Below are 19,233 nucleotides of genomic sequence, written 5' to 3'. Positions count from 1 at the left end.
TGAACCACCTTTTTTTGATTTCTGAAATTTTTCTGGAGAAATCTGCGCGTTAATTTTATCTGGCCGAAACGTGCGCCCAAGGGCAGTCAGCTCCGCTTAACAAAAATAGCCAAATAATCCAAGACCAGGATTATCTGGCTATTTCCGTTAATGCTCACTGACTAACCGCCCTTGGTCACACTCTTCTCTTCAGTGTCCGATCAGGCGCCTGACCAATAAACAATGGCACCCGTTCCTCAACGACATCACTGAAGCCCAGTCCATACCACCGCTGTGGGGACAGACTGATCCGTTGCAACAAAAGTCGCCCACCGATCAGGATCAGGTCGCCGATTGGGATGTTTTCCTGGGCGCCCAGATCCTGGAACTGTTGATTCAACATGATGAATTTGAAGTTGCCGACCTGGCGATTGGGCATACTAGAATACCGTGGCGTCTGGTCTGTCAGGACGCCTTCCTCCAGGAGATCATTAACGATCTGGCGGAGATAAACGTTCAGGCGTTGGGGCTTCTTGAAGCCCAGGTAGAGTTGGACGTCCATAACGTTGTGCGTGCCCAACGTATTGACCGAGTAGGAACACTCATAAGGTGTATCGGTCTCGTTCACCGTCACGAACCAATAGACCGCAGCCCGTTTAGGCTGCTGATCCAAGATGGAGTAAACGATCGCGCGTTTGACCTGATAATCCGGGGTGACCTTACTGATAAACACCAGATTCGTGGCAAACGATGGAATCTGATCATCCTTGCTGAGTGCCATTAACTGCGGTAAGAAATCCAAGAGTGACACGTCTTCCGTGTCCTCCAGGTAGGCATCTCGCCGCAAGTTGCCGTAATACCAGAAGACCATGACCGTCAGAATAACCAGCGTAATCAGGAGCGTCACATACCCACCATGGACAAACTTGGCGAGACTGGCCAATAGAAACAAACTTTCTAGTAAACCGAAACTGACCACGTAAATCTTCGCCAGAACCGGGTGATGACGTTGCACGAGAAAGGCGTGCAACAGGAGCGTCGTCATCAACATGGTCATGGTAATTGCCAACCCGTAGGCCGCCTCCATGTGACTGGACGTTCTGAAGTACCAAACGACACTCAAAGTGACCGCACACAAGAGCCAGTTCACGGCCCCCACGTACAATTGACTCTTAACCTTACCCGGAAACTTAATTCGCAAACGTGGCAGGAGTTTGAGCCCAATCGCTTCGTGAACCAGCGTATAGGATCCAGTGATCAACGCTTGTGACGCAATGATGGCCGCCACCGTAGCGATGATGATGGCAAATAACCGCCACGCCGTCGGTACCATAGCGTAGAAGGGGTTGACCCCTTGCGTCGCCAGCACCTGTTCGGCATGACGGATGACCCAGGCGCCTTGGCCCAGATAACTCAGCATCAGCGTCACGTAGACGAACGGCCAGGTCCCATAAATGTTCTGCTTGCCGACCTGCCCCATGTCCGAGTAAAGCGCCTCAGCCCCGGTCGTTGCCAGGAAGACACTTCCCAAAATGAAGATCCCCTGTTTATTCAGCGGACTCATCAAGAAGGTCACGGCATACGTCGGCGACAAAGCCTTTAGAATCGCCGGATAGGCCCACAGGTTGTGGAGCCCCACTAAGCCGATGAAACTGAACCAGATAAACATCATTGGCCCAAAGGACCAGCCGATTCGTTCGGTCCCGAAGCGTTGGACTAGGAACAGCCCTAACAGAATCCCGGTGACCACCAGTAAGACCCAGCCCTGGCCGTCACTAAAGTGTAGTGGGCCCAGCGTCTGCCCCTTCAGCCCTTCGATGGCCGAGGTCACTGTTACGGCTGGCGTCAGTGTCCCGTCGGCCAGTAACGCCGCCCCACCAATTAAGGCGGGCACAATCAGCCATTTTGCCTGCGGTCGAACCAGGGCATACAGGGCGAAGATTCCGCCTTCATGCCGGTTGTCGGCGCGCATGGCCAGTAAAATGTATTTAATCGTCGTAATCAACATCAGCGTCCAAAAAATCAAGGAGATACTGCCTAACATGATGGGCGCCGTCGCCGCAAGCGAATGCTTCCCAGACTGAACCAGGATGGCATTCATGACATACAATGGCGACGTCCCAATGTCCCCATACACGATCCCCAACGTGATGAGCATCCCCACTGCGGACAATGTCCGTGTCGACTTTTTCATGATTGACCCCCCTCATCTGACGCTACCCCCATCATAGCGGGTCGTCCGCGGAACCCCAAGTAAGGGGGGGCAATTGGTGCGGTGACTAACCCAAGTTGGGCCACAACAAAAAAGGTGACCAATCGTTTAGGCCACCCAACTAATTTATGGCTAATTTGATCGTTGGTGCCGGTCATGCGCCCGGTGACTTTCAATGATGATTCCCGCAATGAGAACCATGCTTCCCAGCCAGGTAATTCCCATCCCTGGATTCAACGTCTGTCCGGTGACACTAGTCGTGACTTTACTGATTCGATAGAAAGCCAGATGCCCCAGTCCCAGGGTTAATTCACTGCGGCCCGTGGCATAGAAGGTCGCGTATCCCAAGAAAATCACCACGGATAGTCCCACCGTCGCGAGTAACAAACTCTCTAGAATCCAAGTTGCCCATTGGAACATCACTTTTTGGCGCATCGTTCCCACCTCCTAGTCGCAGATTACACCCCGACACGAGGCTCGGCAAAACGCCTTGACCCCATAACCGCAGTAAACAAACGAACGCAAAAAAAGCCGCCCCCCATTCCTGCGAATGGGCGAGCGGCTTTTAAAATCTAAGAAACTCCGGCTTGCTAATCAATCTCTCTGAATTACGTTATTAGCATCTCTTAAACTCTAATAAGTAACTATACAGGATAAAGTGGCCATCGTCAAGAGTTATTTTAAATTTCTTTTTCTGCGACGATTAACACCGGATGTGATACCTTACTTATTTCGTTTCTGCAAGGCGCGATTGATCTTGACCACCCGAAAATGCTGATTGAGGCTGACGGCAAGCCAAACAACAACATAAATCAGCACGAAGATGGCCCAGAAGGACCAGTCAATCACCCAGTCATTGAATAGCATGTACCCCATTACCAGCAAGGCGGTCCCAACGAGGTGAATGCCTAGTTCCAACGGCCACGGCAACCCTTGATAATCCTCATCAAAAATCATACTGAGAACACCAATCGCCGCGCTCACTAGGAGCAAACTGATCGCATTTTTGGGGGAGACATGCGCGGGAGCCTCCTGCATGGCCAGCAGAACCAGATAGGACACGGCCCCATAACCCATGCCATTCATGGCATAGTGGAAAATCTTTGTCATATCCACCCCTCCTACAGACCTAATTGGCCCATTAATTATTTGACATATTTGCGACTGACCGGGGCCTTCACCTGATCCGTCAAAATGGCCGTCATGTTCCCAGAAAAACTGTCCTCTAACGATTGGAGGTGATCCAAATTCAAGACGCCATGCTTGGAGACTTGTACGAAGTTCGGATCCCCTAGCCGTTGGACCAGGTGTCGCAACGTTTCATGCGTGGTGACCGTGCCAGTCGTTGTGTACAACAGGAGCGTCTCGTGCTGCACATCGGCGAGAATAATCGTAGCCGTCTTCACCATCACCAGGCGATCGGGCGTCTTCACCGGGATAATTCCCGGATGTGGGGCCTGATAACTATCGAGATAGGCCGAAATAGCCGCAGTAGCGGGACTCTCAGCGGCCGCTTGGACCACCACTAGCGGATCCGTGGGATCGATCGCCGCATTCTCTTCAAATTTATGTCGCACCTGGATCCCCCCATTTTTACTTACCGTTCACGGATGACGCGCCGCCGACGCCGGATTCGCAACCATTCCGGGCCAAACGTCAGGACGGCCGCCCCGATCAACATTAATCCCATTATGTGGTAAGTTTCCTGCTGGGTCAATAAGGTTGACCAGTTTAACCGGATGCCCATCAATTTATCAAAACTGGCCCTGGCCGCCGAATGTCCACCGAAGGCCGCATCCAGTTTAGCTCCCATTAGAAATTCCCGATAGAGTGCTGCCACGTAACTTCCCGGAATGAATTTAACCAGGTTCTGAGCGAAATTAGGCAGAAGGCCAATGGGGATGTAGGTTCCCACCAGAAACCCAGCCGCGGTTCCGATGATGGTGCCCAGCTTACCCAGGCTGTCTACCGAATGGATGCCGCGAATAAAGATAGCGTTGACCACCGTCGCCAAGAGTGAACTGAACACCATGAGCACCAAGGTGTTCAGAATCGCTGTAACTGACAGGGTCAGGCCATCCGTCACGTAGAAGCCTCCCCACATGATGGCAAACATGGCAAGTTGCATCAGAAAGCCAATCACGGCCGCACTACTGAGATAGCTGGCAAACAGTCGCAGTGGCCCGGCATCGGTCAGCTCGAGGTCTTCAGCGATGTGGTCCGCCTTGTCGGTCACCATGAGTGCCAAGCTACTCAACGTCGTGGTAATCCCTGTGATGGCCAACGTGCCGCCAATTAACCAAGTATCCAGGAGCACTTTAGCATCGGGTACCTGGTGCCAACTCGACAGCATATTTTGTTTCAAGAAGACCAGGTACAGGACAAAAGAGATGAGAGCCCCTAAGAGTGAGAAGAAGACCCCACTCCAATCCCGAAAGTATAAGAGCAAGTTACGTTTAATCATGGCTGTCATGCTAACGCATCTCCTTTCCGGTTAAGGCCAGGAAGGCATCATCCATGGTGCCCGGCCGAAATTCAAAGTTACTGATGAGGGCCCGATTGGCTGTCAGAATATCCAGGGCTTCTTTCATGGCCGGGAGGCTAAAGACCACCTGGGTAGCCGTCATTTGCGTTGGCTTCCGGTCAACCTTGGCCGCCAGCTGAGCGACATCCGGGGAAGTTATTGTCAAAAGATCCACCGCATAGCGGTCCTTAATCTCGGCCGCTGTCCCGTGGGCCAACACCTTGCCGTGGTCAATAACAATCACGTTATCCGCGGAGTCAGCCTCGTCCAGGTAATGCGTGGTCAGAATCACCGTCAGGTTTTGTTCACGCTGGAGCTTCTGAACCAGCGTCCAAATGGCCCGTCGTGTTTGAATATCGAGGCCGGTTGTGGGTTCATCCAGAAAGAGAATATCTGGGTCGTTGAGTAAGGCCCGGGCAATGTCGACTCGGCGCCGTTGACCACCAGATAAGGTGCCATAGCGTTGCGTCATGAAGTCCGTCAGGCCCAGTTGATGGCTGAGAACTGTGACGCGATCAGCCGGCACATGACGATATTGCCCTGCCCGAATCTGGAGATTCTCTCGAACCGTTAGCATGCTATCGAGGACACTTCCCTGAAAGACAACCCCTAACTTTGGCTGCTGATCATAGATCACCTGTCCAGCGGTCGGCTGGCTCAATCCAATTAACATGTTCAACGTCGTCGACTTTCCTGCCCCATTTGGCCCGAGTAGTGCCGTAAAACTGCCCTTTTCAATCTGGAAGTCCACCGCGTTCACGGCGACCTTTTCTCCAAAAGTCTTGGTTAAGTGTTGCGCTTCTAATAGCATCTGCCTCATCTCCTATGCCAGGAGAATACACCCCTAATCACCGCACCGTCTCGTTAATCGGGATAAGTGGTTATTTTGGAAGTGTAAGTGGTGCGAATGGCCCCGTAAAATTGCTAACAATAAGCCGAGCTCTTCGCGAATCACCTTTTCTCAACCCATTGTAATCTCGCCCTTTTCTCACTATAATGGTACTTATCCCAAATTAAGAACAGCGTGAGCTATTTTAAACTTAAACCGCCTATATTGGCCACTATAACGCCATAAGTTTAGGTTTTAGCCTTATCATTTTAGGTGTTTTAATGACATAACTACTGGTAATAGCGTGACCGTTGCTTAGGCAAAGTCTCATCAGCCGACCGCAACTTATCGGGGAACACGTCTTTTTTGAAAAGGATCTGGCCAAACAACCGCCAGACCTTTAAGGGTATGAGGAGAGGTTTTCAGTCAAATGGATTTAATTTTGTTAATCATTATTATTAGTTTTGCCGCATCTCTACGTTATCGATCAAGTGGACCGGACGTGGAAGATCTGAACCGCCAAACAACCATTACGATCAATGGTTTATTCTTATTGTTAGTGGTTTTTAGTCACTTCATGACGTACATACCCATGCCCCACGACTTGGCCAAGCTCACCCGAATCTGGATGCTGGTCAAGGGCCAACTCATTGTCACCACGTTTCTCTTTTTCTCCGGTTATGGCATCTACGTCCAATTTGAGAAACGGGGTCGGCAATATTTAAAAACCTTCCCTAAACATCGTCTGTTGTTCTTATGGCTAAAGTTTGCGGTGGCCGTGACCATTTATTTAATCATTGGCTTGCTAGCGCAACGTCCGATGACCTTGCCCCACGTGCTGCTAAGTTACTTGGGACTCGCCACAATTGGTAATAGTGCCTGGTACATCTTTATCATTTTGTTTCTCTATTTACTGACCTACCTGGCATGGGAACTCTTCCCCACCAATAACCGCCGAGCTATTGCCTTTATCATCATCGGTAGCGGCGTCTACATGTTAGTTGCCGGCTGGTTACTCCCAGAGTATTATGCCAATACGGTCTTCTGTTACGTCGCAGGGATGCTCTATGCCCACTATAAAACGGCGATTGAACAGGCCGTTTGTCGCAACTGGTTCCGCTATCTGACCGTTGGCTTAGGCGCGCTCATCGTATTTGCCGCCAGTTATCTGGTCTGTGCCAAAACATCCGGCGTAATTCGCCTCGCCAGCTATCAAATTGCTGGCATCATGTTTGCCTTTTGTTTTGTCTGGTTGGCCATGCGCTTTCGGATTCATAATCCAGTGCTGGCCTACATCGGCGGCCCTGGCATGTTCTCCATTTATATTCTCCAACGAATCCCCATGATGCTCTTAAAACAAACGGGACTGGCTGGTCAGCCCGTGCTCTACTTTATCAGTGTCTTAGTGGCCACCCTGTTGCTAGGCTGGCTATTTGATAAGGCTTATGGGACTGTTTGGTCATATGGGATTGGTCGCCGTAAGACTAGCGTTGCGTCATAAGTTAGTTTCTGAATTTTTTAGATTTTAAAATGGCATGATTCCGATATTTATTCGGAGTCATGCCATTTTTTGCCTATATCCCGAATCTAGAAAAATAATTTCTCATCCAACCTCAACACCCGCTAGTTTTGAACAATTCTTTTATAAATTCGTCTGCCATTCTCCGTTAGATACGGATAGATCAGGCTAAGATTCATTTGAGCTGAATCGGCTGGAAAATCAAAGGTATTCTTTGGCCCGTGCCTTAACTCCCAAGCATAATCCATTGTCAAAAGAACCATGATTAAATGATCATACTGTGGCGTCGTAATATCTTGACGAAAGACCTCAAACTTGACCATCCTAGTAAAGCATTGTTGATAGGCCTCATATAGACGTTTACGAAATAACTGTGTCGAGACCCTGAGCGTTGGATTATCACTCACAATAGCATCAAAATCCTTAAAAAAGAATTCATTTCGGTGCTTCAATTCGGCTGACTTTTTAAAAATTTTAACCAGTTCGTTCAGCGCCGCCTCGCCTGTCTTTGAAGAATTATCCGCAAATTCAACAAAATCCAGTTCAATTTGATGCTCAATAGTAGCTAGTAAATCGGCTTTATGGTGAAAATGATACGTTAGATTACCAATCGTGGTGCCCGCCTCTTTGGCAATATCCCTTAAAGAAACCGCATCATAGCCCTTTTTATTAAAAAGTTCGATAGCTGTTTCAATAATTGTTTCCCGTGTATCCTTCGACATACTTACACCTCTCGAATTGAAGTATAGCATACAAAAAACTATTTGACGTTTTATCCCGTACAGTGTACTGTGAAAGGTGAACTAAACTTAGGAGATGCTACGATGACAAAATACCGATATGATACACAATGTTTAATTGAAGGTAAAGCGCTCGATGAGAATAAAATTAATGCATACTTCCGAAAAAGCTTTGATGGCGACAGTCTAATTGCCGTTGGCGATGAAACGCTCATAAAAATTCATTTCCACACCAACGCCCCCTGGGAAATCTTAGAGTATTGTGCCTCCTTAGGAGAAATCTTTGACATCGTCGTTGAAGATATGGACCGGCAATCGCGCGGACTCAAGGGTTAAAAACAGGTCCTTTTCAAAATTTGGCCAAATAAAAAACACCAATCGCCTAAACGACTGGTGTTTTTTGCTGAAACTACTTGCGACGGCGTTCGGTAATCCGAGCAGCCTTACCATTACGGTCACGTAAGTAGTAGAGCTTAGCACGACGTACCCGACCTTGACGGATAACATCGATTTGAGCAACACGTGGTGAGTGAAGTGGGAAGATACGTTCAACCCCAACACCGTTACTGATCTTACGTACAGTGTAGGTAGCTTGGATACCGGCACCCTTACGCTTGATTACGACACCTTCGAACAATTGGATACGTTCGCGGGTACCTTCGACGATCCGGGCGTGAACCCGAACAGTGTCTCCGGCACGGAAGTTAGGAACATCGTCCCGCAATTGTTCGTTGTTGATCTTAGCAATTAAATTATTTTGGCGCATATTTTATTCTTTCCTTTCGCCAACATTCATTCTCAGTCTCGACAGCGGAATGTTGTTTCTGTGGCTAAACAGCCAAAAGTAAGTGTACCATAATCGAAAATGCCTGTAAAGGTTATTTTCTTGACTCGTTACGGCGCTCCTCTTCCTCGATCCGCACGTCGGCCAACAGATGCTTCTGTTCCTGGGTCAACTTGCTATGGTCGATGAGGTCAGGCCTTCTGAGGTAAGTCCGACGCAGGGCCTCTTTCTGGCGCCATTCGTCGATCTTACCGTGATTCCCGCTAATCAGGACATCTGGTACGGGCATCCCCCGGAAGTCGGCTGGCCGCGTGTATTGCGGGTATTCCAGCAGGCCTGAGGAGAAGGAGTCGCCTGGGGCTGATTCGGCATTGCCGAGCACCCCTGGCAACAGGCGCACCGTAGCATCGATCATGACCATGGCGGCGAGCTCGCCCCCAGTCAAGACAAAGTCTCCCAGAGAGACCTCATCGGTAACCAGACTGCGAATCCGCTCGTCATAGCCCTCGTAATGGCCACACAAGAAGGTTAAGTGATCCTCATGGGCAAACTCTTCGGCCACGTGCTGGTTGAAGGTCACACCAGCTGGATCCATTAGGATCACGCGACCCTTGCCGAGACCTTCCTCAGCGGCTTGTTTCTCGGTAGCAGCGACGGCATCGAAGATTGGTTGGGGCTGCAGCAGCATCCCCGCTCCACCACCAAATGGGTAGTCATCGACATTGCCGTGCTTGTTGGTCGAATAGTCCCGGAAGTTGGTTACAGGCATGGTCAGATGGCCATTCTCAATCGCCTTACCGACGATTGAGTCGTGCATGGGACCCGTAAACATATCTGGAAATAAACTTAGTACATCGATCCGCATTACTCGAGTCCCTCCATTAATTCCACCGTAACCTGGTGCTGATCGAGGTCGACACCCTTGATCACCTGTTTAATCTTCGGTAACAGCAGGTCAGGCTTGTCAGGACGAGCCACGACCCAAACGTCATTGGCCCCGGTCTGCATGATATCCTTGATGGTGCCTAACTTCTCGCCATCTTCCGTGACGGCATCCAACCCGATGATTTGGTGATAGTAGTACTCGCCGGGCTTCAGATCGTCGTCTTCCAACTGGTCGGCGGCAATCTTTAAGGTACTCTGCTTGAGGTACTCCACATCGTTAATGGATGGTTTGCCCTTAAAGCTCAGCAGGATAAAGTTTTTGTGTTGGCGCACGGAGGCAATCTCAAAAACCTCTGGCGTTGGTTGGTCCTTGCGAAAGGCGTAGACCTTGTGCCCCACCACAAACCGTTTTTCGGGGAAATCCGTGGTGGCAATCACCCGAACCTCACCCTTAATACCGTGGGTATTCACAATCGTTCCAACTGTATAGTAGGTCATCTGACCCGCCTCCATTCGTTTTAAATTAATTTTTATTATTTACTTATTTATGAGAACAAAAAAACTCGAGGAAACGTTGCCGCCTCACTCGAGAGTCTTTGTCGGGCGGTCATCAATGATGAGTCGAACCCGTTTATTGCCTTGAACGCGAACGCTATAGACGATCGTACGAATCGCCTGCGCCACGCGGCCTTGTTTACCGATCACCCGGCCGATATCGTCCTGATGCACGGTTAACCGATATTCGTAGAAACGGTCCGTCTCCTGAGGTGTCACCACCAAAGCTTCGGGATGTTCCACGAGTGGGCTAACAATTGCTAGAATTAATGCCTTAAAATCGGTCATGGCTAATCACTACTTTTTAGTGTATTTAGCTTCGTGGTATTGTTTCATGATCCCGGCGTTAGAAAGCAAGTTCTTAACCGTATCTGAAGGTTGAGCACCATTGTTCAACCAGTTCATGATAGATTCTTCTTCTAACGTGATTTGGGCAGGTTGGGTAACTGGATTGTAAGTACCAACTTGTTCGATGAAACGACCATCACGAGGGCTCCGTGAATCGGCAACCACAATTCGGTAGAATGGGCGCTTCTTTGAACCCATCCGCTTTAAACGAATCTTTACTGACATGTAGACACCTCCTGTATTTCTTTCAACGTGTAATAATATACCAGTTTCTCAATGTGATGTAAAGGGTTTTTTCTTTACACCTGCAATTTATTCAAATGGGCGTTGTAACCAGGCCCGATCATCCGGCGTTAAATAGGACCGATTAGCGGCGATCCAGCGCTGCACGGCACCATAGTCGCTAAAGTCCAGTCGACTCTTGAAGAGCCCGGCCTGACTCAGGTCACGGGCAAATTGTAAGTCAGCTACCGTAACCGGTGCCTGAAAGAGCGGATTCTCCGGTGCCCGGGCGCCCCACTCATCGGCGAGGATCGCTTGGGCATTCTTAAACCAGGCCGTTTGGTTAATTAAGGCACGTAATTCCTTACCCGATAATTGGGTTGTCATGACTGGGACCTCCTTAAGGCTTGCCACTGTGGATCGGTACTCAAGCTAATCACCGTTCCCGGTGGATTTTTAACGGAAAACTGGTCCGTGGGACTCGTGAGTAGCCAAATGATAGGAACCGGCAACGTCGGCCGTAAATGTTGCTCGCCATAGCCATCCGTGAGAATCAGAACTAGCTGGCCACTGGTTGTTGTCAGTAGGCGTGGCAAGCAATCCAGCACGGCTTGAAAGGCCGTTCCCCCGCCACCCGTTCGTACGAGGCGCTGCGAACGTCTCTCAAGCGTGAAACGTTGATCGAGATGAACGATAGCATCAAAGGGATAAACGGTCACCTGAGCCGGATAAACGGCCAATAACGCCGCCAATTGGCCTAGGAGGTACGCAACCTCCTGATCACCCATTGAGCCCGACTCATCGACAAAGACTGACAACCGTTGCCAGGTCGCCACAATTTGACCCGGTAATTCCATGCGAGCCGGCTGGCGGCGATTGAACCGGCCATAAGCTGCCTGGCGACCCGCAGGAACCTGTCCTAGACCCCGTTTAAGCAGGGTCCGCCAATCTAATGGGTGAACTACTGCGATCGGTGTCAATGCCGCCTGAATGGCTCCAGGAAGCGTCCCACGTTGCTTCGCGGTCAGACTCTCGGCCGTTTGGGTCAGCACTTGTTGGCGCCACTGTTCCCTGACGGCCTGGGTCGTCACCGATCCTGACCGCCAGGCGTCATGACCATCCAAGACTGTGGCCGTTGTCGGATCAGCCGTCGCATCCCGGGTCACCCGGTCGCCAGTCTGTTGCGGACCACCGGTTCCGTGGGTATGATCCACCGAGTTCTGTTGGGCCTGCCACTCTCTGAGTTGTTGAAAATAGATCGCTGAATCCTGCCGAGACGCGACGGGTTGCCCTAACAAACGCTCCAAGTCGCGGCTGGTGATCGCCCCACTGGGTAAATCCGTTAAATAATCGTTAACGGCGGCATCGGTCGCCCACCGTGCTAGCCCAGCTTGAGCTGAGGTTTTGAGTGCCGTGGCATAACGATCGGGATGTTGCCACAACAGGTGCAATACCGTATGCCGCAACATCGCCAACCACTCAGCGCCGGTCCAATCACGTTTAACGAGCGCGGCTGGATTAACTTGAAGTTGCCACTCACGATCCGTGGGCAACAAGGCCAGTGGGGTGCGCGCAGTCCCCACTTGTACCGTGAGCTGACTTAACACCCGGCCATAGAAGGGATCATCGCGTAATAGCACCATCACAGCCTCCCGGTAGAGCCGTTTGGTTGCCTGATCTTGATCACTCGCGGCCACTGTTGCTAACTGTTTTAAATCATGCGTTAGACTCGTCATACGCTACACCTCAATCTGACTCCCGCGTTGGCCAATCGTCGTCAACGTCTGGTAGAGTTCAGCCACGCCAGGTTCAGCTGCCGTCTGATCGGCCAGTCTCTCAAAGAGGTCGTCGATAGTCGCCATATCCCGAGCCACCGCGTACTGGGCATCGGCTGGACAGAGAGCGAGCAATGCCGCGAATCGCTGAGCATTGGCATCTTGCGTCAATGGCCAAGCCGCCAGGTCATCTAGACACTGACGTAAAATCTGTTGCTGCTGGGCCGGCGTCAGTTTGGCAAAGACCGCCGTCGCATCAGCTGCCGTATAGGCTGCTTCTACCGTTAAACCTGGTCGGCGCTTTTGCACGTAACTGGCAAAGGTGGTCCCAACCGTCGTTCCCAGATTTCCTTGTAAAATGGCGGTCAGAATGGCCGTTTGGCCCATCAAGCGCTGACGGTCTAGCTCACGCAAGGCGTCTGAGACCCGTTCCCAGGCCCGGGGCGTCGGTTGCAAGTCATCATCGGCCATCGCCGTGCCACTCGCCACCAGGTGCAAGTCAGCGGGATTCTCGGCCACGTAGTCCGTGACCAGTGGCGTGAGCCGCGGACTACCTGCAGTTTCAGTTGTCGCCCACTCTAGCCAGCTATCACTATCGGCCGTTAAAATCAGTCGCGTCGTCCGGTCAGCAATCGCCGCATCCCCGGGTGTCACACCGTAGTGACTCTGTTCGAATCCCGCCATGGTGGCATCCGGATTTTCGGCCAGGACCAGGTGAACCTGTTGTGGTAACTTCAGCGTGTTAATTTGCCGCTGTAAGACCAAGTTCATGAGTTCACTCTGAACCGCTTGCGTCCCGCGGTTGAACTCGTCGAGGAACCAAATAATCTCCTGTTGGGGATGTTCTTGGGCATAACGAATCATCGCCACTAGCGTATGCGAGTAGCCAAATTGAACGTCCGCCAGGGACCCATAATCCGCCGTCTGAACGAAGGAATCGCTAGTCAGTGGTGGCACGGGAATCACCAGATCCCCTTTTTCCACCAGGCTGACCACGGTGGTGAAGAGCTTGGCATCACGTTGCCGGGCCAAGTCGGCGACCAGAGCGGATTTCCCGATACCGGCCTCCCCCACAATCGTCGGCACACTGCCACTGGCAATGACCACGTTGACGGCTTGTAAACAGGCTTCATAAGTTAAGGCCAAGCGACTCACTCCATTTCTATGTAAAAGAGGTTGCACCGAAGCTCTACCATTCCAAATTCGGAACGGCCGGCCACGCGCAACCTCTTTTTAAGTTGTGATTAGTTGTCACGCGTCGTCTTATTTTACCACGCGGCGCTGGAAGAATTTAACAATTTCCACAATCACGACCATCATGAACGATGCGGCCAACACGATTGCCCACTGGAAGAGATCCAGGTGAGCCACGTGGAACATGCCGTTAAGTCCCGGAACCAGGATAGTCATGGCCAGTAACGCGAAGGCAATCACGATCGCCCAGTTGAAGAATTTGTTCTTAAACAAACCAACCGAGAAGATAGACCCATGAATCGACTTGGAGTTAAAGGCATGGAACAGTTGAATCAGCCCGAGTGTCGCAAATGCCATGGTTAAGGCATCGGCGTGGGCCATCTGGGTGGCTTGGTGAACCGGGTAGGTAATCGCCAACCAGTAAACGAACAGGGTAATTCCACCTTCAAGTAGTCCCTGGTAGAGAATCCCACCCAACACCCCGCCGGAGAAGAAGTTCGACTTCCGGCCTCGTGGTTTCTGCTTCATGATGTTCTTTTCCATCGGTTCAATTCCCAAGGCAATTGCCGGCAACGTATCGGTCACCAGGTTAATCCAGAGAATGTGGACCGGCGCCAGAATTTGCCAGCCCAACATGGTCATCATGAAGAGCGTCAAGACTTCCCCAAGGTTGGCCGACAACAGGTACTGAATGGCCTTCTGAATGTTAGCGAAGACCTTCCGTCCCTCTTCGACCGCCACCACGATGGTGGAGAAATTATCGTCGGCGAGGACCATGTCACTGGCCCCCTTGGAAACCTCGGTCCCGGTGATCCCCATACCGATCCCGATATCAGCGGCCTTCAACGCTGGCGCATCGTTGACCCCGTCACCGGTCATGGCCACGACCTTACCGCGTTTCTGCCAAGCCTTCACGATCCGAACCTTGTGCTCGGGGGCGACTCGAGCGTAGACCGCGTAGTCACTGACCTTCTTGGCAAAGGTGGCATCGTCCATTGCGTCGAGTTCGGCCCCGGTAATCACGGCATCGGTCTCACCGGCGTCAATGATCCCCAGTCGAACGGCAATGGCCGCCGCCGTGTCGCGGTGGTCCCCGGTGATCATCATCGGGCGAATTCCCGCGGCCTTGGCATCTGCCACGGCTTGGGCCACCTCTGGCCGTTCGGGGTCAATCATCCCCACCATGCCGGCAAGGATTAAGTCATTTTCAACAGTGTCACTGGTCATATCCATTGGCACCTGATCAGTGATCCGGTAGGCAAAGGCCAGCACGCGCAGGGCCTGCGTGGCCATGTCGTGGTTGGTCTCTAAGATTTGTTGTCGGTTGGCGTCGGTCAGGGCCGACACGTCCCCATTTTGGGCCAAACGGGTCACCCGTTTCAGTAATTCATCCGGCGCGCCCTTCACGGCGATCAGGAACCGACCATCCGCCAAGGGATGCACCGTCGACATCAATTTACGTTCGGAATCGAAGGGAATTTCGGCCACTCGCGGCATGGCGGCTAACACCTGGCTAACCGGGTAATTTCGGTCCATTTGATACTGGACTAACGCCGTTTCTGTCGGGTCACCGGCCAAGCCATCGGCCGTAACCTTGGTATCGTTGCTGAGAATCATGACCTGTGCCAAGCGATCCTCACGGTCAAAGTCAACCGTGTGAGCATCGACGAGGTGTAAGTCTTCGTAAACCTTTTCGACCGTCATCTTATTTTGCGTCAGCGTTCCGGTCTTATCCGAAGCAATGATATCGGTACTACCCAGCGTTTCGACAGCCGGTAACTTCCGGACAATCGCATGACGCTTAGCCATCCGCTGGGTCCCTAAGGCCAAGGTGATCGTCACGATGGCCGGTAACCCTTCCGGAATCGCAGCGACGGCTAAGGAAATTGCCGTCAACAGCATGTCAATCAGACTCTCCGCCTGACGCCACATGCCCATCCCAAAGACAATGGCGGCAATTACCAGAATTAAAATGGTTAAGGACTTACCCAACTGGGTCAAATTAGCCTGAAGTGGCGTCGTGGTCTCATCCGCGGCTTCAATCATGCCAGCGATACGACCCACTTCCGTCTGCATCCCCGTGGCCACAACCACCCCGGTTGCCCGGCCATAGGTCACATTGGAATTCATAAACGCCATGTTGTGGCGATCACCAATCGGCAGGTCTTCCCCGGTCAACACGGCCGCGGCCTTTTCGACGGGAACGGACTCCCCGGTCAGCGCGGATTCCTCCACCTTGAGCGAAGCCACATCGAGCAATCGCAGGTCGGCGGGAATAATGTCCCCAGCTTCCAGCAACACGATATCTCCAACCACCAGCTCGTCACTCTTAACGGTCATGACCTGACCGTCGCGGCGAATCGTGGCATTGGGCGCCGACATCTCTTTTAAGGCATTAATGGCTTCCTCGGCTTTCGCCTCCTGGAAGACCCCGAAGATGGCGTTTAACACCACCACGATCAGGATAATCACGGCATCCACGACTTCTCCGGTCAACCCAGCAATCAGGGCCGCCACCATGAGGACGATAATCATGAAATCCTTGAACTGGGCGATAAACTTCTGCAACAGTGACGATGTCTTCTGCTGGTTCAGGGCATTGTGCCCATTGGCTGCGAGTCGTTCACTAGCGGTTGTGCCACTCAGCCCCTGATCACTCGTCTGCAGTCGCTGGTACAGAGCATCTTTTGATTCTTGATATAACGGTATTTTGGCCATTGCCAATTCCTCCTGAGGTGTGCTCGTCAGCCCATCTTTATCCCGTTTGGGGGTAAAAAAAGAGGCTCACGCGTGCACACAAATAAATTTGTGAACACACATAAGTCTCACTATTTAAGGCAATCCCGGATTGGCAACTGACTGACGAACAGTCAATTCCAAAGAAATCTTGCTGACGGGTATTGCCGCAGAGTTGCGCTGCTAGTTACTCCCTTATGGTTGCTTTAGGAACAGTATACCGGAATGATTTCGCCGCGTCTACCTAAAAGCACTTAAAATATTAATGGTATCGGTAAGCTGAGTCCAATCATTATTACGGTGGTGATCCACTTAAACTATCTGGTTATTCAGACAGTGGCCGATAATCAATTGCCACCACGGGACTCGTGATTCGCATGGTATTGTCACCGGATCCCAGAGGTTCTAACAGGATCTGGGCACTCTGACCCACCTGCACATTCACCAGGTCGAGGATCTTGATCGGCTGGTTGTCTTGCCGCAATTTTCCCTCTGGCGTTCTGGGTCGACGCACCAACGTCTTGTTGGCACCATCGAGAACAATCTCATACTGTGACCCCGTGGCCGTTGTGAATTGGTAACGACCCGCTATCGTTGGATTAATGACTTTTACCTGTGTCATATGCCTCACGCTCTCCTTACTATCTCGGATTAACCAAAAGTGACCATCCAAATTTAGAAAAAAGGCCCAAAGCCAACAAATAATTTGTCACCTCTAGACCTTAGGAACAGTCAAAGCTTACTTCCGCTTCTTACGCTTCAGTCGCTTCTTCTTATTTTTCTTCATTTGCCGGGTCATCCGGTTCATGGCCATCTTTTGCATGCGGCCCATACCGGCGCCACCACCCATACCAGAGTTGCCCATGAGTTGTTCCATGCCGGACATGTTTCCCTTCGACATTTGATTCATCATTTTCTTCATTTGGTTGAACTGCTTAATCATCCGGTTCACTTCATGAATCGGCCGACCAGCACCACCGGCAATCCGACGGCGACGGGAAGGGTTCAGCAGTTCGGGATTGGTCCGCTCTTGCGGCGTCATCGAGTAGACAACGGCCTTCAAGTGCGCCATATCCTTGGGATCCATCTGAACGTTCTTCATAGCTGGGTTGTTCGCCATCCCAGGAATCATCTTCATCAGATCTTCCATGGGTCCCATCTTTTGGATCTGTTCGATCTGATCCAAGAAGTCATTGAAGTCAAAGGAGTTTTCCTGAATCTTGGTGGTTAACTCCTCGGCCTGCTTGGCGTCGTATTCCTTCTGGGTCTTTTCGATCAGGGACAGCATGTCCCCCATCCCCAGGATACGGGAAGCCATTCGGTCTGGGTGGAAGATGTCCAGATCGGTCATCTTTTCCCCTTGCCCAACGAACTTGATTGGCTTACCAGTCACGGCCCGAATCGAGAGTGCGGCCCCACCACGGGTGTCCCCATCTAACTTGGTGAGCACAACCCCAGTAACGTCGAGCTTGTCATTAAAACCTTCGGCCGTGGCCACGGCATTTTGCCCCGTCATGGCATCGACGGTCAGGAGGATTTCGTCGGGATGAGCGAGATCCTTGATCTCAGCCAACTCGTTCATGAGTTGTTCGTCGATCTGTAAACGACCGGCGGTATCGATGATCACATAGTCATTGTGATCTTCCTGAGCCTTGGCCAACCCTTGTCGAACAATCTCGACGGGGTTCACGTCTGTGCCTAATTCAAAGACAGGCACGTCAATGCCGGCAGCGACCTGGACCAATTGGTCGATGGCGGCTGGCCGGTAAACGTCTCCGGCAATCATTAATGGCCGGGCGTTCTCTTCATTCTTGAGTTTTAAGGCTAACTTGCCGGCCGTGGTGGTTTTCCCGGCCCCTTGAAGCCCAACCATCATGATGATCGTTGGAATCTTCTCGGACTTGTTCAGCGGAACGGCTTCGTCCCCCATCGTTTTCGTCAGTTCTTCGTCAACAATCTTAACGATTTGTTGGGCGGGGTTTAACCCCTCGAGAACGTCAGCACCCATGGCTCTGTCGCGGACCTGTTTAACGAAGTCCTTAACCACCGTAAAGTTAACGTCGGCTTCCAGTAAAGCGAGCCGAATCTCTCGCATCGTTTCTCGTAAATCACTCTCGGAGACCTTACCTTTTCCCCGAAGCTTGCGCATTGCGTTTTGCAGTCGTTCAGTTAATCCTTCAAACGCCATTCGTTTTGCCACCTAACTTTCATTGTTCTTCTAGATTTTCAAGTCCCGCGACTAGCCGATTTAACTTGGCATCCTGCGGGTAGTTCTGCGCAACATAGGTCTGAATCTCATCGGCCTGCTGGTTGCGCGCGGTAAATTCCTGGTAGAGATGCAACTTACTCTCGTAGTCTTCCAGAATTTTTTCGGTTCGTCTTAAATTGTCATAGACCGCCTGCCGGCTCACATTGAACTCCTCGGCGATTTCTCCTAAAGAGTAGTCATCACCGTAGTAGAGTTGCATGTAATTATTCTGCTTCACCGTCAACAGCGGCTGGTAGAACGCAAATAAGGAATTAATACGATAGTTTTTTTCAATCTCCATGCTTGGTCCTCCAGTTCGTGTTACACTCTACCAGAATACCGATTTTTAGCCGTTTCGTCAATTTTTTCGGCAAGTTCTGGGCTAAAAGCATCGTACCAAAATCCAAGGCGCTGCTTGCGCAAGATAGTTCGTTGGCCAACCTTGGCAGTTGTCCACCTGGACCTAAAACTCAAGACTAGATTATGATGAGCGCAATTACCACTTGAGGAGATGGGCTCATGCACTTATATTTCAACAAGCACTTTTTATCCAGCCGTCATTTCTGGGCTGGGATGGTGGTCTTCTTTGTCTTTTGGCCGATACGCGCGAGTCATAACCCCTTGGCGCTAATTGCAAGTCTGCTATTGCTAGCATTTGCACTAACCGAAATTGGTCTTAGCCT

The 19,233-nt window shown here is 51.3% G+C and carries 21 protein-coding genes; 2 read left to right on the top strand and 19 right to left on the bottom strand.

The genetic code is table 11. From position 1 onward, the window contains the following. Positions 1 to 175: 175 nt before the first annotated feature. The 6 genes from OCU14_RS01510 to OCU14_RS01485 all read right to left on the bottom strand — a co-directional run bounded on the left by OCU14_RS01510 (position 176) and on the right by OCU14_RS01485 (position 5,526). Positions 176 to 2,173, bottom strand: a complete 1,998-nt coding sequence (locus tag OCU14_RS01510; protein WP_261809469.1) for a KUP/HAK/KT family potassium transporter — start codon at positions 2,171 to 2,173, stop codon at positions 176 to 178. 150 nt (positions 2,174 to 2,323) lie between these two features. After that, positions 2,324 to 2,626: an LlsX family protein gene (locus OCU14_RS01505; RefSeq protein WP_261809468.1), complete on the bottom strand. Its 303-nt coding sequence runs from the start codon at positions 2,624 to 2,626 to the stop codon at positions 2,324 to 2,326. A 288-nt stretch (positions 2,627 to 2,914) separates the two neighbouring features. Next, entirely contained in the window at positions 2,915 to 3,301 is a 387-nt protein-coding gene (locus OCU14_RS01500) for a DUF3021 domain-containing protein (RefSeq protein ID WP_261809467.1), read from the bottom strand. Positions 3,302 to 3,336: 35 nt separating this feature from the next. Further along, positions 3,337 to 3,768, bottom strand: a complete 432-nt coding sequence (locus OCU14_RS01495) for a LytTR family DNA-binding domain-containing protein (RefSeq protein WP_261809466.1) — start codon at positions 3,766 to 3,768, stop codon at positions 3,337 to 3,339. A gap of 20 nt (positions 3,769 to 3,788) precedes the next feature. Further along, on the bottom strand, positions 3,789 to 4,664 hold the full coding sequence (locus tag OCU14_RS01490; RefSeq protein WP_261809465.1) for an ABC transporter permease: 876 nt from the start codon (positions 4,662 to 4,664) through the stop codon (positions 3,789 to 3,791). 1 nt (position 4,665) lies between these two features. Further along, entirely contained in the window at positions 4,666 to 5,526 is an 861-nt protein-coding gene (locus OCU14_RS01485) for an ABC transporter ATP-binding protein (RefSeq protein WP_261809464.1), read from the bottom strand. Between the two features lie 448 nt (positions 5,527 to 5,974). Between OCU14_RS01485 and OCU14_RS01480 the strand changes: the two genes are divergently transcribed. Next, positions 5,975 to 7,045, top strand: a complete 1,071-nt coding sequence (locus OCU14_RS01480) for an acyltransferase family protein (protein WP_261809463.1) — start codon at positions 5,975 to 5,977, stop codon at positions 7,043 to 7,045. A 122-nt stretch (positions 7,046 to 7,167) separates the two neighbouring features. Here OCU14_RS01480 and OCU14_RS01475 read toward each other — a convergent pair whose 3' ends face one another. Then, entirely contained in the window at positions 7,168 to 7,785 is a 618-nt protein-coding gene (locus OCU14_RS01475) for a TetR/AcrR family transcriptional regulator (RefSeq protein ID WP_261809462.1), read from the bottom strand. 102 nt (positions 7,786 to 7,887) lie between these two features. Between OCU14_RS01475 and OCU14_RS01470 the strand changes: the two genes are divergently transcribed. Next, the gene (locus OCU14_RS01470) at positions 7,888 to 8,139 is read left to right on the top strand and encodes a fatty acid kinase subunit FakA-related protein (protein ID WP_261809461.1); all 252 of its coding nucleotides are present in this window, start codon (positions 7,888 to 7,890) and stop codon (positions 8,137 to 8,139) included. 73 nt (positions 8,140 to 8,212) lie between these two features. Here OCU14_RS01470 and rplS read toward each other — a convergent pair whose 3' ends face one another. From rplS to OCU14_RS01410, 12 genes are all read right to left on the bottom strand, one after another. Further along, complete coding sequence (gene rplS / locus OCU14_RS01465) at positions 8,213 to 8,569, bottom strand: 50S ribosomal protein L19 (RefSeq protein ID WP_261809460.1); 357 nt, start codon at positions 8,567 to 8,569, stop codon at positions 8,213 to 8,215. Positions 8,570 to 8,681: 112 nt separating this feature from the next. Further along, complete coding sequence (gene trmD / locus OCU14_RS01460; RefSeq protein WP_261809459.1) at positions 8,682 to 9,452, bottom strand: tRNA (guanosine(37)-N1)-methyltransferase TrmD; 771 nt, start codon at positions 9,450 to 9,452, stop codon at positions 8,682 to 8,684. Beyond that, positions 9,452 to 9,970: a ribosome maturation factor RimM gene (gene rimM / locus OCU14_RS01455; RefSeq protein WP_261809458.1), complete on the bottom strand. Its 519-nt coding sequence runs from the start codon at positions 9,968 to 9,970 to the stop codon at positions 9,452 to 9,454. Before rimM ends, trmD begins: the two co-directional genes overlap by 1 nt. Before the next feature lie 84 nt (positions 9,971 to 10,054). Then, positions 10,055 to 10,315: a KH domain-containing protein gene (locus OCU14_RS01450; protein ID WP_261809457.1), complete on the bottom strand. Its 261-nt coding sequence runs from the start codon at positions 10,313 to 10,315 to the stop codon at positions 10,055 to 10,057. A 9-nt stretch (positions 10,316 to 10,324) separates the two neighbouring features. Continuing rightward, on the bottom strand, positions 10,325 to 10,600 hold the full coding sequence (rpsP, locus tag OCU14_RS01445; RefSeq protein ID WP_057879184.1) for a 30S ribosomal protein S16: 276 nt from the start codon (positions 10,598 to 10,600) through the stop codon (positions 10,325 to 10,327). An 87-nt stretch (positions 10,601 to 10,687) separates the two neighbouring features. Continuing rightward, on the bottom strand, positions 10,688 to 10,984 hold the full coding sequence (locus OCU14_RS01440) for a hypothetical protein (protein WP_261809456.1): 297 nt from the start codon (positions 10,982 to 10,984) through the stop codon (positions 10,688 to 10,690). After that, positions 10,981 to 12,333, bottom strand: a complete 1,353-nt coding sequence (locus tag OCU14_RS01435) for a vWA domain-containing protein (RefSeq protein WP_261809455.1) — start codon at positions 12,331 to 12,333, stop codon at positions 10,981 to 10,983. The genes OCU14_RS01440 and OCU14_RS01435 overlap by 4 nt, the downstream gene beginning before the upstream one ends. Before the next feature lie 3 nt (positions 12,334 to 12,336). Beyond that, entirely contained in the window at positions 12,337 to 13,518 is a 1,182-nt protein-coding gene (locus OCU14_RS01430) for an ATP-binding protein (protein ID WP_309296912.1), read from the bottom strand. Between the two features lie 117 nt (positions 13,519 to 13,635). Continuing rightward, on the bottom strand, positions 13,636 to 16,284 hold the full coding sequence (locus tag OCU14_RS01425) for a cation-translocating P-type ATPase (protein WP_261809454.1): 2,649 nt from the start codon (positions 16,282 to 16,284) through the stop codon (positions 13,636 to 13,638). Positions 16,285 to 16,627: 343 nt separating this feature from the next. Further along, on the bottom strand, positions 16,628 to 16,924 hold the full coding sequence (locus tag OCU14_RS01420) for a hypothetical protein (RefSeq protein ID WP_261809453.1): 297 nt from the start codon (positions 16,922 to 16,924) through the stop codon (positions 16,628 to 16,630). Between the two features lie 117 nt (positions 16,925 to 17,041). After that, positions 17,042 to 18,490, bottom strand: coding sequence for a signal recognition particle protein (ffh, locus tag OCU14_RS01415; RefSeq protein ID WP_261809452.1), 1,449 nt, complete (start codon positions 18,488 to 18,490; stop codon positions 17,042 to 17,044). A 19-nt stretch (positions 18,491 to 18,509) separates the two neighbouring features. Next, positions 18,510 to 18,851 carry a putative DNA-binding protein gene (locus tag OCU14_RS01410; RefSeq protein WP_057879191.1) on the bottom strand — a complete coding sequence of 114 codons (342 nt, stop codon included), beginning with the start codon at positions 18,849 to 18,851 and terminating at the stop codon, positions 18,510 to 18,512. Between the last annotated feature and the right edge of the window lie 382 nt (positions 18,852 to 19,233).

Origin of the sequence: Levilactobacillus humaensis, assembly GCF_024345185.1 — a bacterium.
In the GTDB taxonomy this organism is placed as follows: Bacteria; Bacillota; Bacilli; order Lactobacillales; family Lactobacillaceae; genus Levilactobacillus; species Levilactobacillus humaensis.
This window is presented reverse-complemented; position numbering and strand designations above follow the sequence as displayed.

Excerpts from the sequence above, each read along its gene's own strand:
- OCU14_RS01510 (WP_261809469.1), bottom strand. The coding sequence starts at position 2,173 with ATGAAAAAGTCGACACGGACATTGTCCGCAGTGGGGATGCTCATCACG.
- OCU14_RS01505 (WP_261809468.1), bottom strand. The coding sequence starts at position 2,626 with ATGCGCCAAAAAGTGATGTTCCAATGGGCAACTTGGATTCTAGAGAGT.
- OCU14_RS01500 (WP_261809467.1), bottom strand. The coding sequence starts at position 3,301 with ATGACAAAGATTTTCCACTATGCCATGAATGGCATGGGTTATGGGGCC.
- OCU14_RS01490 (WP_261809465.1), bottom strand. The coding sequence starts at position 4,664 with ATGACAGCCATGATTAAACGTAACTTGCTCTTATACTTTCGGGATTGG.
- OCU14_RS01485 (WP_261809464.1), bottom strand. The coding sequence starts at position 5,526 with ATGCTATTAGAAGCGCAACACTTAACCAAGACTTTTGGAGAAAAGGTC.
- OCU14_RS01480 (WP_261809463.1), top strand. The coding sequence starts at position 5,975 with ATGGATTTAATTTTGTTAATCATTATTATTAGTTTTGCCGCATCTCTA.
- OCU14_RS01475 (WP_261809462.1), bottom strand. The coding sequence starts at position 7,785 with ATGTCGAAGGATACACGGGAAACAATTATTGAAACAGCTATCGAACTT.
- OCU14_RS01470 (WP_261809461.1), top strand. The coding sequence starts at position 7,888 with ATGACAAAATACCGATATGATACACAATGTTTAATTGAAGGTAAAGCG.
- rplS (WP_261809460.1), bottom strand. The coding sequence starts at position 8,569 with ATGCGCCAAAATAATTTAATTGCTAAGATCAACAACGAACAATTGCGG.
- trmD (WP_261809459.1), bottom strand. The coding sequence starts at position 9,452 with ATGCGGATCGATGTACTAAGTTTATTTCCAGATATGTTTACGGGTCCC.
- rimM (WP_261809458.1), bottom strand. The coding sequence starts at position 9,970 with ATGACCTACTATACAGTTGGAACGATTGTGAATACCCACGGTATTAAG.
- OCU14_RS01450 (WP_261809457.1), bottom strand. The coding sequence starts at position 10,315 with ATGACCGATTTTAAGGCATTAATTCTAGCAATTGTTAGCCCACTCGTG.
- rpsP (WP_057879184.1), bottom strand. The coding sequence starts at position 10,600 with ATGTCAGTAAAGATTCGTTTAAAGCGGATGGGTTCAAAGAAGCGCCCA.
- OCU14_RS01440 (WP_261809456.1), bottom strand. The coding sequence starts at position 10,984 with ATGACAACCCAATTATCGGGTAAGGAATTACGTGCCTTAATTAACCAA.
- OCU14_RS01435 (WP_261809455.1), bottom strand. The coding sequence starts at position 12,333 with ATGACGAGTCTAACGCATGATTTAAAACAGTTAGCAACAGTGGCCGCG.
- OCU14_RS01425 (WP_261809454.1), bottom strand. The coding sequence starts at position 16,284 with ATGGCCAAAATACCGTTATATCAAGAATCAAAAGATGCTCTGTACCAG.
- OCU14_RS01420 (WP_261809453.1), bottom strand. The coding sequence starts at position 16,924 with ATGACACAGGTAAAAGTCATTAATCCAACGATAGCGGGTCGTTACCAA.
- ffh (WP_261809452.1), bottom strand. The coding sequence starts at position 18,490 with ATGGCGTTTGAAGGATTAACTGAACGACTGCAAAACGCAATGCGCAAG.
- OCU14_RS01410 (WP_057879191.1), bottom strand. The coding sequence starts at position 18,851 with ATGGAGATTGAAAAAAACTATCGTATTAATTCCTTATTTGCGTTCTAC.